The organism is Bacillus safensis FO-36b (assembly GCF_000691165.1).
In the GTDB taxonomy this organism is placed as follows: Bacteria; Bacillota; Bacilli; order Bacillales; family Bacillaceae; genus Bacillus; species Bacillus safensis.
Window position 1 is genome coordinate 15649 of sequence record NZ_ASJD01000017.1, and the last position, 15510, is coordinate 31158.

3 protein-coding genes are annotated in these 15510 nt (G+C 45.8%); all 3 read right to left on the reverse strand.

The window, feature by feature from the left end:
• Nucleotides 1-11 precede the first annotated feature (11 nt).
• Nucleotides 12-10145, reverse strand: coding sequence for a non-ribosomal peptide synthetase (locus tag BA81_RS18225; RefSeq protein WP_034284185.1), 10134 nt, complete (start codon nucleotides 10143-10145; stop codon nucleotides 12-14).
• Nucleotides 10146-10208: 63 nt separating this feature from the next.
• Nucleotides 10209-14045, reverse strand: a complete 3837-nt coding sequence (locus BA81_RS18230; RefSeq protein ID WP_034284188.1) for a non-ribosomal peptide synthetase — start codon at nucleotides 14043-14045, stop codon at nucleotides 10209-10211.
• Nucleotides 14046-14088: 43 nt separating this feature from the next.
• Nucleotides 14089-15510, reverse strand: a 1422-nt coding sequence (locus BA81_RS18235) for a condensation domain-containing protein (RefSeq protein WP_034284191.1), incomplete at its 5' end; no start/stop codon positions are given.

Below are 15510 nucleotides of genomic sequence, written 5' to 3' on the forward strand. Positions count from 1 at the left end.
TTCTTCTCCTCCTACATCCAATCCAAAATCTGAATCTTGTTTTCTTCAGTCCAAACGCCGACATCCCCTGTCGGATAGAGGTATTCACCAGTTTGATGTTTGAATGGATGCGGAATTTTATGCGTCTCCATCCAATCGGCAAGCTCCCCGCAAAATGCTTTGATGTCCTTTGCGCCGATAAAAATATCTCCAGGAAATCCTACCGGCATGAGCTGATGCGCTTCGCTCAGGACATATATTTCCGTTTCACAGGAAGGATCATGCACACCTGAATAGACCTCTTCTTGATCTGGGTACAGCACGCTGACTTGTGCATTTTTCGCCCAATCGGTGATCATCCGCTCTTTTTCTTCATTCGTGACGATCGTGAAGGAAGAGAGGGGTGTCTCCATTTGTTCTGTCATGGCTTCAAGTGTGTGGATCAGCTGCTGCATCAGCGATTGTATTTGCTTTTCTGTATATTGATTGAAGCGGTATGTGACCCGCAGCTCCAGCGTCTCCCCCGGAACTGCCACAAGGGTCAGGTCATAGTTCGTTTCTTCATGACTCGCAATGTCTAAAATGCGTACGCCGTATGGCTCGATAGATTCAATCGGATAGTTTTCAAACACGACAATACTGTTAAACAATGAATCTCCATTCGGGATGTGGGTCAGCTGCTGAATATCCGGCAGTACGGTATATTCGAATTCCCGCATCTGAAAAACTGTTTCCTGCGTATGTGCCAGCAGCTTGGAAATGGTCCACTCTGGCGTGATCGGCAAACGGAGCGGCAATGTGTTAATAAAGAGCCCTGTCATGCTTTCAACCTGTGGTAAGTCCGCCGGCCGTCCTGATACTGTCACTCCGAATACAACATCCTCTGACCCTGAATGAAGATGCAAAAGCAGCCCCCACGCTGTTTGAATCAGGGTGCTCATTGTCACCTTCTGCGTGCCTGTCATCTCTTCGAGTTTCTGCTGCATCTCGGGCGTTAGTTTGATACTTAGCTGATCAACACCTGCTTCTTGATCCGAAGCATGCCCGCCGTCTCCTGGAAGCGGTGTAGCCTCCTCTACTCCTGACATATAACCTTTCCAGAACTCTAGCGCCTTCTCTTGATCCTGCTTTTGCAGCCACTCGATAAAATCTTTATATGGACGTACAGCAGGAAGATCCACCTCCCGTTCATCCACAAGAGAGCGATACAAAGAAAAGGATTCTTCAATAAAACTGAACAAGCTCCAGCCATCAATTAAAATATGATGAAAGCTAAAAACAAACGTGCATGTGTTTTCATCACGATGGAATAAAGCAATACGAATCAGCGGTTCATCCGTATTTTCTAGTTTGAAATCCTTTGACCGATCTGTTTGCAAATATTGCTGAATGGCTTCCTTCTGATCCGTTTCACTCAGGTGGCGCACATCGTGCTGAGTGAGCTGAATACTTCCTTCTAATTGAATCAACTGAACAGGCTCCTTTAGCCCTTCCCAAGCAAATGTTGTCCGCAAAATCGAATGACGCTCTACTAGCAGATTCCATGCCTTTTCATAGGCTGCGCCGTCCGTTAAGCCTTCGAGTGTCATATGCACTTGACCAAAATACGCCTGTGACGCTTGATCTAATAATGCATGAAACAGCATCCCTTGCTGCATTGGAGATAGTGGATACACATCCACTACACCATCTGGAAGCTCATCGATTTGCTTTTGCGTCAGCTGAACCATTGGAAAATCAGATGGCGTAAAGCCGCCTTTTGTCTCTACACAATGCGTCAGAATATCCTTCATTTTTTCTTTGAACCGTTCAGGTAACAGGCGCACCTCTTCATACTGAAGCAGTTCACGATGGATCATAAAATTCATCTGAAGCTGACCGTTCACAACATATCCGTACACATCGATCAAATGCTGTCTTTCTGCTTTTGGATCATGTACAAGTCCATTTCGTTCATCTGCTAAATAAAGATGTGCTTCACCGTATATTTGATCTAACTGTCCAAGATAATTAAAGCTCATCTGCGGCGCTGCCTTTTTGAGTAAACGAGATGCTGTCATGTATTGAAGCAAGCCATAGCCGATTCCCTTTTGCGGCACAGCTCTTAAGGTTTCTTTAACATCTTTGATTTGTCTCTCAATATCGGTTTGAATAAAAGGAATAAAAATAGGATAAGAGCTTGTAAACCATCCGACTGTTCGTGACAAATCCATCTGTTCAAATAAATCCTCGCGTCCGTGCCCTTCTAACGTTATGAGCAGCGGCTTTCCAACGGCTTGCGTGAGTCCGGATAAGAGTAAATCGTTTACCTCTGTTCGGTACGCTTGTGATGCCTGCCTTAGTAAAATATCTGTTTGATCCTTCGTCAATTGAATAGACAAAATCTCTGCATGTTCTTCTATATTGAAAAGTGCAGGTGTTTGAAAAGGAGAACCCTCTTCCTCTTGGCTCGTGATCTTTTGCCAAAAAGGAACCTGCTCTTGTAATTGATCGGTTTGTGCGTATTCATAAAGAGCATCTGCCCACTGCTGATAGGACGCAGTTTTCTTTGCAAGCGCGATTTCCTGCCCTGCCGCAAGCTGCTTCAGTCCATTTAATAGGTCTTCCTGTATGATGCGCCATGAGATTCCATCCATCACAAGATGATGGGCAGCGATAAAGAGTTCAGACGTACCATCACTTGTGTGAAAAAGAATGGCTTTGATTACTTCTCCCCGCTCTAATGACAACGTTTCTTGACAAGCGGCGGTCTCCATGCGGATTTGTTCCAGCGCTTCCTCATGAGAAACACTCGTCAAATCAAAAAAGGTGACACAAGGGGTGATGCCAGGCGCACGAATGGTTTGAATCCATGATCCATCTGCTGTTTTTGTATACATCGCTCTCAGCATATCGTGATGATCGACAATTTTTGAGAGAACCTGTGTCAGCTGCTTTAGCTGTATAGATTGCTTGAATTCCATATGCGCTGATAAATTCCAATAATCTTGGTTTGTCATTGATTGCTCAAAGAACCATGATTGGATTGGAAGCAGACGAACATCTCCTGTGACAGGCGACTGATCATAGAACGCAGCAGCATCTGACCTTTTCATAGCGAGTGCCAGCTGTGAAATCGTCTGTTTTTCAAATACATCTCTCGGCTGAATGACGTAGCCTTCCTGTGCTAAGCGCGCCACCATTTGTATGACAATAATCGAATCCCCGCCAAGCTCAAAGTAGTTATCATGTACGCCAATCGAAGGCGTACCGAGCAGCTGAGTCCACACTTTTTCCAGTAAGCGTTCTTCCTCACTGAGTGCCCTGTCAGCCGGTATGTCCACTTCTTCCTGTCTCCACTCTGGCGGCGGGAGACGTTTTTGGTCTACCTTGCCATTTGCCGTGAGCGGGAGTTCCTCCAGCTCTATTAATAGGCTTGGCACCATATAATCTGGCAGTATTTCTTTTAATTGATAACGAATGTCTTGCGTGGTCATGCTGCCCTTTTGGACAAAATAACCGATCAATCGCTTGTGACCACTCTCATGCTGATGCGGAATGACCGCACATTCTATGATGTCTTCAAAGCGCAGCATGGCGGCTTCAATTTCTCCGCATTCGACGCGGTGTCCGCGAATTTTTACTTGATGGTCGATTCTTCCAAGGCAGTCGATGATGCCGTTTGGCAGCCAGCGGCCCATATCGCCTGTTTTATATAAACGCGCTCCTTCTTGGAAAGGATGCGGGATAAATGATTGCGATGTTTTTTCTTCATCTCCAAGGTATCCGAGTGCGAGCCCTGTACCGCCTACGTAGATCTCTCCAATGACACCTTGCGGAACCGGCTGCAGCTGGTCGTCTAGTACATAGGCCTGTGAATACGCAATTGGCTGACCGATAGGAACCGAGGTCTGCCCCTCATCCACTGCCCGAATGTGATGCACACAGGAGAACGTCGTATTCTCAGTTGGTCCATAGCCGTTTAATAGGCCTTCAGGCAGATACGGCAGCGCTTTACGGATATGAGCAGCTGACAAAGCATCACCACCGACCAATAATGCATCGAATCCAGATAAAGCTTCTGGATGTTCCTCTGTTAATCGGTTAAACAGCGGTACTGTCAGAAATCCTGTTGTGATCTTGTAAGATGTCAGCGTGTCAGCCAGTGTATCCATTGATAAGATCGTATTTCGATCGGTCAGTATCAGCCTTCCGCCGTTGAGCAGGGCTCCCCATATTTCATACGTAAAGGCATCAAAGGAAAAGCTCGCGATTTGCAAAATACGCGTTTGTTCATTAAGGGTGACATAATCTGTTTCACATACAAGCCGGATGACCGCTTGATGCGGAATTAAAACTCCTTTTGGCTGACCGGTTGATCCTGATGTGTAATTGATATAAGCGAGTCCATTAGGTTTTAAAGCAGCAGACTTGAGTTCTGCCTCTGATAAAAACTCTTCATACCCCTGATCAAGACAAATGAGCTCGGATTGACTGATCGAGACTTGTTTCAGCCATTCATTTTTTGTCAGTAACAGCTGAATACCTGTATCCCTCAGCATATAATCAATGCGTGCATCTGGATATTCAGGATCAATTGGGACGTAGGCCCCGCCTGCTTTCACAATCGCCAGCACCCCAAAAATCATTTCAGGCGACCTGTCAATTAGAAGCCCTACTGGTTCATGCGGCTTCACTCCTCGCTGCTGCAGATAAGCAGCAAGCCGGTCGACTTTCTCTTGTAACTCCTGATACGTCCACTGTTTTTCCCCAGATTCGAGGGCGATCGCATGAGGTGTTTTTTTCACCTGCGCTTCAAACCGTTCTGTGATGAGAAGCGGGCCTGCTGGTTGTTCTGTGCTGCCGCTCCATTCATAAAGCAGCTGATCCCTCTCTTTCTCTGGCAGGTAATTCATTTGTCTGATTGGCTGTGCTGGATTTTCACAAATACACGCAAGCAGCTGCTCGTAGTAACGAAGGAACCGATCCATCGTGTCGTCAGAAAATAAGTCTGCATCATACTCCAGTTTTACTTGAAGACCCTCCGCCCCTTCAAAAACAAACAGGGATAGATCAAATTTAGCCGTATCGTTATCTTCAATGGCTAAAACGGATGTCGCCTCGCCCATCGGAGAAGCTTCAAGGGGCAGGTTTTGCAGAACAAACATGACCTGAAACAGCGGCTGCTTGCCAGCCTCACGTACAATATTCAGCTCATCTACCACCATCTCAAACGGCACATCCTGATGCGCATAGGCGCCCATTGTTGTTTCCTTCACTCGCTCTAATAGCTCTGTGAAAGCTGGATTGCCGCTATGATCAATCCGAAGTGCCAGTGTATTCACGAAAAATCCGATGAGCTGCTCCATCTCCGTCCGATTTCTCCCGGCAATGACGGATCCAATGACAAACTCATCCTGTGAAGACAATCGATGCAGCAAGGTAGAGAAAGCCGAAAGTAATGTCATATAAAGGGTGCTGTCTGTATTTTTAGAAAGAGCAGCCAGCTGGTCAGACAGCGGCTTCGACAAGCGGTATTTTTTCGTTTTTCCCCTATAGGATTGAACGGCCGGACGCGTGTAGTCATACGGCAGCATCAACTCTTCCACAGGTACCGCAAATTGCTCCTTCCAATAGGAAAGCTGCTTCTGAAGCGTTTCTCCCGTCAAATACTCCTTCTGCCAAAGTGCGTAATCTGCATATTGAATCGGCAGCGGTGAGAGATCAGGCTCCCTCCCTTCGATCATCGCTGTATACCACTCGGACAGCTCCTTTGCGGCAATGCCAATCGACCAGCCATCTGACACGATGTGGTGAATGGACATCAGCAGCAAATGATCTGTGTCTGACAGCCGAATTAGTTTCGCGCGAAAAAGTGCATCATGCTCTAAGCGGAAAGGTGTGCCCGCTTCTTTTTTCGCCCACTCAGCCGCTTTTTGTTCTTTTTCTTCCTGTGATGAAAGATCTGATACATCGACAACCTCAAGCGCTGGAAGAGTCATATGCTCATGTATGATCTGTACCGGTTCATCGCCGTTCATTGCAAAGGATGTTCTGAGTGATTCATGCCTTTGCACCATTTGCTGCAGGCTGCGCTGAAGCACCTTTACATCTAAAGGTCCATTCATCCGAAAGGAAATCGTATTATTGTATAATGGCAGATCAGGCTGTAATTGATAGAGAAACCACTGTCTTTGCTGAGCATAGGACATCGGAAGCTCCTGACCCTTTTCTATTTTCCGTATCGGAATCGCTTCATCGGCTTTGGCATGTGAATCAATCCAGTCGGCTAACTCTCCAAGTCTCGTATGCTCAAAAAGAACAGCGAGCGGCACGTCAAATCCCGTTTTCTGTCTAACAGCAGACAGCATTTGCGTTGCCTTGAGCGAATGACCTCCGAGTAAAAAGAAATGATCACCACAGCTGATGTTTGAGACATCAAGCAGTTCGGACCAAATATGTGCCAAAAGTTTCTCCGTCTTAGTTTGAGGTGCTCTGTCCTCTGAATCATGTCCACTTTCCTCTATTAATTCATTGAAATACACTTCGTCCGGCATCCCATCCTCTGTTTCTTTCCAGTATTCTTCAGGATATAGATGGACGGAACATTCACCAGAGAGACGAGACTGTATACACGTATAAATGGATTGATACAGCCTTTCTTCAAAAGCCTTTGTTTGATCGGTTTTGAAAAAGACATATACGGCCTGCTCTGTTTGTATTTCCCCTTGTATCATCTCTTGAATTTCCTGCTTCGACCGATCCAGCCCGATATAAATGAGAGGAGCATCTGTCATCAAGCATGCCAGCATTGTTTGAATGCCCGCCCGTTTTGGAATCGGGAAATAACCTCTTTCTTTTAGCATGCCTTTGATCATTGAGCCTTCACTCATTCCGGTCTCATCCCACATGCTAAAGCTAAAGCAATACGGCTTTACAGTAGATGTCAGCCTCTGATAATGAGCAAATTGTTCAACGAACTCATTGGCCGCGCAATAAGCGCCAACGGTCATACCGCCCTTTAACGTTCGAGCTGACGAGCTGGAAAGGAATAAGACATTGTGCCGTTTAGATGCTGCTTCATGAAGCGAAATCGTGCCATATACCTTCGCTTCGTACATCGCATGTAATGAAACAGACGTCATGTCACGAAGCAGCTCTTCTTGAATGATGCCAGCGAAATGAATAACGCCATGCAGCCTTTTGCCTAAAGCCGTCTCCTCTCTTGAGATCAGGGTTTCAATGGCTTTTGCGTCAGTAATGTCTACTTTTTCATAAAGAACTGTGCCGCCGCGCTTTTCCGCTAGATTCTCAAGTGAAATCAATACGTCATGCTGCTCCGCAGATAAAGCCTCTCGCGCCTTTCTTCCAACCAGCACAAGATGCGCTTGATAGGATGTCAGCAGGTGCTCACTCAGCATTCGTCCAATGCCGCCAAGCCCGCCTGTCATCACATAAAGCCCGGAAGATTCAAATGGCGGTTTCTTCACCCTTTGTTCTTTTTCTAGATGAAGCGGTGTTAAAAGAGGAGTATAACGAACACCTTCGCGATAAGCGGCGATATGATGGCTTGTGTCATGTGTGAGCTCTGTCATGATCGATGATGCATGAGAACGGCCAGCATCGGGTTCTGTCAGAGAAAAATCAAGACACCGCACCTTGATAAATGGCCATTCATGCTGAACAGCTGTCATCAGTCCTGCTGTCGTTGCTTTCTCCACATCATGTGTTTGATCTTCCGGCAAGTTCATCGCATGAGCAGAGACAAAGGTGATCTCTACCGGCTCCTCATAGGCAGCGATCGCTTTTGTTACATATAAGGCACTCATGCTGCCAGTTTTCTGTGCTTCTTTTGCCAACGCTGCATGAAGTGTGTCTTCTTGAGTTGTGTAGTTCCAAAGGTGAATGATTTGTTTCACCGAAACGCCATACGAACGGAGTGTCTCAAAGAGTTGTTCGTAGTCAGACGGCCGATTCGGGTGGATGATGAAGTGTGTATGTGTGAGTTGTGTGAATGCTTGACCCGGTTCAACCGTAATATACGTTTGTTCATTGCTTGAAAGGGATTTTAATTGATCTGCCAGCCCTAATGTGTCTGCAAAGATCACCATGTTCCCTGCTGTTTGTTTTTCAGCTTCATGAAGCGGAGCAGGTGTCCACTCCTTTTGTAAACTCCAATCAGGCAAGGTGTGTTCATTTTCAAGTCTAATGTCCAGCTCCTTGATGATTTCATCAAATTCGCCTTCCTGCCATCGCTTCTTAAGCTGTGCCCTTTCTATTTTTCCAGAGCTTGTTTTCGGAAAGGCATGCTTCTGGACAGGAATCACGCGCGATGCAGACAGCCCCATTTTTGTCGCAATATGGGATTTAATATCCTGACTTGCCCTCATGATATAAGAAGGTTCATACAGCTTCGGTGTAAAAAAGAGAATCAGCTCGTCGGATGCAGATGCTTCCATCCGGGCGGAACAGGCCGCTACAAAGCTCGTTTCGACGCCGGGTACTTCCTCTGCAATGACTTCTATTTCATAGTTGTGATAATTTTTCCCGTTGATGATGATCATGTCTTTTTCTCTTCCGGTTAATGTCAGCCTTCCTTCGTGCAGAAAACCTAAATCCCCCGTGTGAAACCAGCCGTCTGTTTGAAAGACTTCTTGATTCGCTTCGTCATTCTTGTAATAGCCCTTCATTGTCGTCGGCCCTTTAATTTGCACACTGCCAATATGATCTTCGGGAAGAAGCTCATGCTGATGATTCACGATACGAATCGTGATACCCGGAATCGGTCTTCCCAGCTCTGTAAAGCTGACGGTTCCTATCTCACGTGCCTCCGCTGGTCTTAGCTGCTCTGTGAGTGATGTTTCCTCAAAGGTTAGAACCCCGCTGCTTTCATCTCCCCGCTCTATCGCAAAAGAGAAGACAACGGCTGAAGAGATTTCAGACATGCCGAATGCCGGTCTAATGACGTCTCCCTTTAAGCCGTGCGGAGCCAGCAAGTGTAAAAATCGGTGAATCGTCTTCGGTACGACCGCTTCTGCCCCATTGATCATACAAGTCATAGCAGAAAGATCCCAAGATCCTGACGAAATGTCTTTCTCATAATCATTGATCATCGCAAATGCGAAGTTAGGCGCCCATGTTTTCGTTGCACGGTAGCGGTCCATCCAGTCAAGCCAGCGCAGCGGCTGAGCGATAAAATCATCTGTTCTTGCCCGAACCTGCTCACAGCCCGTATACACATTGACTAGGTGAAACATCACAATACCGCCAATATGATCTAAAGGCATCCAGTCTAACGACACATCCTCTTGTGTAAACCCATTGGCTGCCACTGTTCCTTTGACATTCGCCAGCACGCTTCGATGAGAATGTTCTACGCATTTGGGCATCCCTGTACTTCCAGACGTTAAGATAAAAAAGACTGAATCATCCGGTGACGCGGGATAAGCTTCTATATCTCTTGCTAAAGAAAGCATCGGCTCAACGGCTGCAACACGTAACTTGTCTGTATGCCACAATAAAGCTAAGCCTTGCACCTCATCAATCAGCGAGTCATCTGTTAAAATGAGCGGATGCTCCAGCAAGTGCCACGCATGATGAAGTTTCTTCACGGAGGCATTCATTTCCCAATAGGTCGGTGCAGCGGACACTAGTGTTGGAACAAATCCGCCTAACACACACGCCCAAAAGGCTGTTACCATCGCGTGATTGGATGAAAACTGAAAGAACACAGGATCACCCGGTTCAAGTCCTAATGCCCTCAAACCTGTCAGAACCCGCTCAGCGTCCTCCTTTAACTGCGCGTAGGATTGCGTGAGTTCATTCTTACTATTGACGATATAAGTCAGACCATTTGTCGTTTTTGCCGCCTCTGTTAAGGCGTCCTGTAAGGTTTGGGCTCCTGCGTTAACATCTAGATCCCCTCCATAGGAAAGGGCGGGCGGCATGTCCGCTAAAGCAGGGGAAGCCGTTTGCGTCTGTATCGATTCAGCTGCGGCCTCCTGCTCCATGTGATTGTCGAGAAATAAATGAGAGAGGTGATATGGCCGCGGTCGAATGGTTTTTTCACGAGAAAAAACAGCGAAGCGTTCGATTTCGTTGGTTTGTGAAATGGTTCTCTGTACATCTTGTAAAATCGTATCCATTGTTTCATGTACATTTGGTTCGTTCATAATTGATGGTTTCATATGAGTTCCTTTCCTTTTTTGACAGGCAGGGCTGCCAATATGCACCCCTGCCTGAACTAAAGTTTACAAAACGGCTTCTCTATTTTTTTGATTAATTATCTTTTGGATCAGCTGGGCATTTTGAGCTGCACATTCTTTGTTTTTGAACATGTCAGCGTGCTCACCGTAGCCTTGATAATAGCGATAAGCACCGGTGGTCGCTTCTTCCCAATGATCCATCCAATCTGGAATCTCAATTTGCTCTTCTGATTGGATGAAATCAATATCTGCTTGTATCTTTCCTTGATTCACCCCCTTAACAAATGTTTCATAATAGGCCCGCGTTTTTTGAGCAAGCGCTTCTTGAACGAGCTCTTCTTGGGCAAGTTCACTTTGCTTTGATTGATGGACAATCGCTGCGATATCGTCATCAATGGATCGTCCTTCTAAATCACTTTCTCCAATTTTCTTATAGGAATCGATCATGATGACCTTTTCCACCGTCCGTCCTGCTTGTTCAAGCGATTGAACGAGCTCAAAGGCCAGATAGCAGCCGCCAGAGTAGCCCATCAAAGTCAGCGGTCCTTCAGGCTGAAGGTGCTGGATATGATGAACGTATTGCGTCATGCGGTGATCAGCTTCAATAAAGTCAAAGGCGATCAAACGAACGCTATCAAGCGTTTTGGCGGCTTCCTGATAGATAAAGCCGTAGCCAGGTAATGGCGGAAGAGCAAAGACTGTTGAAGTTTGAGATTCATTGAATACAAGATAGCCGGCAGCTTCATGATCCTGCTGTTGAATATAACGGCTGATGGCTTCAATTGTCGGCGTCTCAAACAGCAAGTGAATAGGCACCTGAACATCGAATTCCTTCGACACCTTTGATAAAAGCGACATCGCTTTTAAAGAATGTCCGCCAATCTCAAAGAAATGGTCATCTGTACTGATATCATCTCGTTCAAGCACTTCACACCACATGACAAGCAGCTTTTGTTCTACCTCATTGGCCGGAAGCTTCACATGGCGGTTTCCTTGAGGCGCCTCTGGCTTTGGCAGCTGACGTTTATCAACTTTTCCATTTGGTGTCAGCGGCATTTTCTCAAGTCTGATCAGCTCATGAGGCTGCATGTATGCCGGAAGTTTCTCCTTCAGCCCTGACTTGATCACATCCACTTTGTCCTTCCACTCATCCTCACACGTCATATAGGCGAGCAGTCTTGTATGCTGTGACGAGCCATGCTGATCCGTTATAAGGGCAGCTTGCTTTACGCCTGGATGCATGAGAAGGTGGGCTTCAATTTCTGTCAGCTCAATTCGGTGTCCGCGAATTTTCACCTGATCGTCCACTCTGCCTGCATACTCAATCAGACCGTCTGCTCGAAAATAAGCCAAATCACCCGTACGATACAGCCTTTCTCCCGCAGCAAATGGATGTGTGATAAAGGCTTCTTTTGTCAGATCAGGACGGTTCAAATATCCCTTCGCAAGTCCTTTGCCGCTGAGACAAAGTTCTCCGACCATTCCAATCGGCTGAAGCTGTCCTTGCTGGCTCAATATATAAGCACCCGTTTGGTTAATCGGCTTTCCGATTGGAATAGAATAAGCTTCGATCGGCGGAGCTTCATCTACAGAATAATAGGTGGCGAAAACCGTTGATTCAGTTGGACCGTAGACATTGATTAGTCTGCCTTTCCCCATGACATCAAAGGCTTTTCTCACATGCTGTACAGATGCACGTTCCCCTCCGAACAGCACCTTGCGCACACTGCGCATCCAATCAGTTTCTTCATCAATAAGAAGATTAAATAAAGCAGTTGGAACAAACATGACAGAAATGCTTTCTCTTTTAATCAGCTCCGTCAGTTCGTGCATATCTAAAATGGTGTCTTTTTTCGGCAGGACAAGCTTTGCTCCGTTTAAAAGCGCACCATATACATCAAAGGTAAAGCCATCAAATACGCTGTTGGATAGCGACAGCAGTGTATCTGTTTCTGAAATGGTTAAGTAGTTCGTATTTTTGACCACCCGGGCAATATTGGAATGGGTTGTCATGATGCCTTTTGGCTGACCTGTTGTGCCTGATGTATACATGATATATGCCGTATCGTGTAAACCTGCTTCCAGCGGCAGATTCTCTGAGCTCATTAGTGAAATCTCCTGATCATCTGCAAACAGATACGTGCCATCAAACGCGAGTCCCTTCGCCTGACCAATAAAGGATGAGTGAGTCAGAAGATGTGTTGCTCCGCTGTCTTTAAGCATGTATTGAATGCGGCTTTCTGGATAATCAGGATCAATTGGCACATAGGCTGCGCCTGCTTTTAAAACAGCAAGCAGACTGACAATGAGTTCAGGCGTTCGATCGGCTAAAATGGCGATGACCGTTTGATGTTCGGCTCCATTTTTTTGCAAATGCCTTGCCAATCGATTGGCCTGTTCATTCAGCTCAGCATATGTCATTGTCTGCTCTTCTGCTGATAGCGCCACTGCATTTGGCTGTTTGCGGACATTATGCTCAAACCATTTCGATAAATACAGCTGGTCATGCTCAAGCTCAGGTGCATTCCATTCCTCAAGAATCAGCTGTTTTTCCTGTTTTGTGACGAGTGGGAGTGTATGAACCGATTGATCGGGATGCTTAACCGCCTCATTGATCAATAGGCTGAGCTGTTCCTTTAACTTATGAACAAATTGAGGATCAAACGCTCTTTGGTTAAAGGCAAGCTTCAATAGTAATTCTTCTCCAGGCGATGCGAGCAGATTGAGATCATAGTTTGATTTTTCATAGACATTCATATCCTCCACCGTGAACCCTAACCGTGCCTCTTGCTCGTCCTTCTTTGCAGCTGGGACATTTTCAAACACGACAATATGATCAATGAGCTGCTGCTGGCCTGTCTTTGCTTGAATATCATAAATCGGAATATATTGGTGCGGCTCGGCTGCAAGAGACTGCTGCTGTGTTTCTGACAGGAGCGCACGAAATGTCATGTGATCTGTCAGCTGAATTCTTCTTGGGATGACATTGATGAACAACCCAACCATCCTGTCAACGCCAGCCAAATCTGCCGGACGTCCTGACACAACTGTTCCAAACAGCACATCATTTGACCGCTGATACCTGCTCAGCAGAACCGACCAGACTGATTGAAGCGCACTGCTTAACGTCGCATTTTGCTGCAGCGCTAACTCTGATAAAGCGGCCGTTTCTTCTTTGCTCATGGACCATTCAATTTCGCCTAATTCATGTTCATTCGTCTGTTTCCGCTGCTCTTTAAAGGTCGATTGTCCATCAAACCCCGCTAATGATTGCTGCCAATATTGAAGTGATGCTTGCTTATCTTGTTTTTCCAGCCACTTTATATATTCTTTATATGGTTTGACCGGCGTTAACTTGTAAGGGACGTCATGTAAAAGTGCATGATAAATCGCAAATAACTCCTGTACCACAAGTCCAAAGCACCAGCCATCCAGAAGGATATGATGATAGCTCCATATCCAGCGATAGCTGGCAGGGCCCGTTTGGAAAACAGATGCCCGCATGAGAGAATCCTTCGAGAGGTCAAATCCTCTCAGCTGATCCTGTTGTTTGAATTTCTCTATACGTTCAAGCTGTTCGTCTTCAGAAAGATCTTGCAAGTCCACAACATCAAGTGTAAAAGGACGTTCTTTTAGTACAACTTGGACAGGGCGCTTTACTTTTTCGTGGAGAAACACGGTACGAAAAATATCGTACCGCTCCACGATGATATTCATGCTTTTCTCAAGTAAGTCATAACGCAGTGTGCCCTTAACGTTCATATCCATTTGCTCTACATAAAAGCCCTTTTCTTGATGATGGAGGGTATGAAACAGCATTCCTTCTTGCATCGGTGACAGATAATACATGTCTTGAACTTGATCCCTTTTAAATTGACTCATCTATTTCATCCTCCCTTCCTTTTTTATGATTCATCTCGTGTTGTTAAGTCAATTTCTCCTCAAGCATGTCAAAAATGTCGTCCATTTCATCCATTTCAAGGTCAGCCGCAGAGAAGTCACTTGGCGTAAATTCCCGTTCTTGCTGCGCTAAGCAATGAGTGATGATAGATTGAATTTTCCCCTTCAACAATGCCATGAACTGCTGTATCGTCTGTTCTTCATATTCACGTGCACAATAGGAACAAGATAAAATGAATCGATTTTGTTGAACAAGACCACTAAGGTTCAGCTTATAAACAGCTTCCGAATCAGGGCTTGCTTGTCGTCCCATATCATAAGTCGACGGCCCAAAGAGTTCTGTCGTCACTTCCTGATCAATCTGTCCAAGATAGTTCAAGCTGATTTCAGGATGTACGTGCTGTCCTGACGGTTCAGCGGCTGTCATGTATTTTAAGATCCCGTAGCCGATTCCTTTATTTGGCACACGCCGCAGCATTTCTTTCGTTCCTTTAATAGCATCAGCTATGGTCTGATCCGGCTTCGCTTCAAGAACAACTGGATACATACTCGTAAACCAGCCAATTGTGCGAGAGACATCCAGCCCTGATAAAATATCCTCTCTACCATGACCTTCAAGCTGCACATGTACATGGGACTCACCTGTCCACTCTTGAACAGCAAGACCGAGAGCACATAAAAGAATATCGTTCATTTCCGTAGTGTACGGCAGATGAATATCGGTCAAAAGATGTTCAGTTTCTGTTTCTGTCAGCTGCATTTGAACCGATTTGGTTTCGGCAACTTTTCTTTTCGTCACTTCATGATCCACAGGTAATGCGGTTAATGGTTTGCTTTCAATTTCTGCCCAATACTCCTGCTGACTTTTTAAAGGCTGTGACTGTGCATAACGTTCAATGGCCTCTGCCCATTCTTTAAAGGAATGAGTTTTCAGCGGCAGGACAAGCTTTTGTCCCTGAACTGCCTGCTGATATAGAGACATAAAGTCCTCTAGTAAAATCCGGCATGAGACACCGTCAATGACTAAATGGTGTGTCACGATGAGTAAATGATCGCCATCTTCTGCATGGAAACAAATCACTTTCATTAACGGACCTGTTTCGAGGTTCAGCTGACGCTGATACTCATTGGCATATGTGGAAACAGCCTTTTTCACGTCGTGCTCTTTTGAGACATCATGAGAAATAATCGCCAGCGGTTCCATGAGCTCTCGCTGGTTGTATTGCAGGATGCCGCCATGTTCCTGCTTGTATACCATACGCAGTGCATCATGATGTGAAAGCAGTTTTTCCATGACTTGTTCTGTAATGGAAAGGTCAAATCCATTTGGTGCATGAAGCATCATCGAGAGATTCCAATGGTGCTGATCGCTGAATGCTCGTTCAAAGAACCAGCGTTGAATCGGTGTTAAAATGACTTCTCCTTCGACAGGTGATTGGTCGGCTGT

What these genes read in the sequence shown, in the direction of transcription:
- BA81_RS18230 (WP_034284188.1), bottom strand. Translation starts at nt 14,045, where the DNA reads ATGAGTCAATTTAAAAGGGATCAAGTTCAAGACATGTATTATCTGTCA.
- BA81_RS18225 (WP_034284185.1), bottom strand. Translation starts at nt 10,145, where the DNA reads ATGAAACCATCAATTATGAACGAACCAAATGTACATGAAACAATGGAT.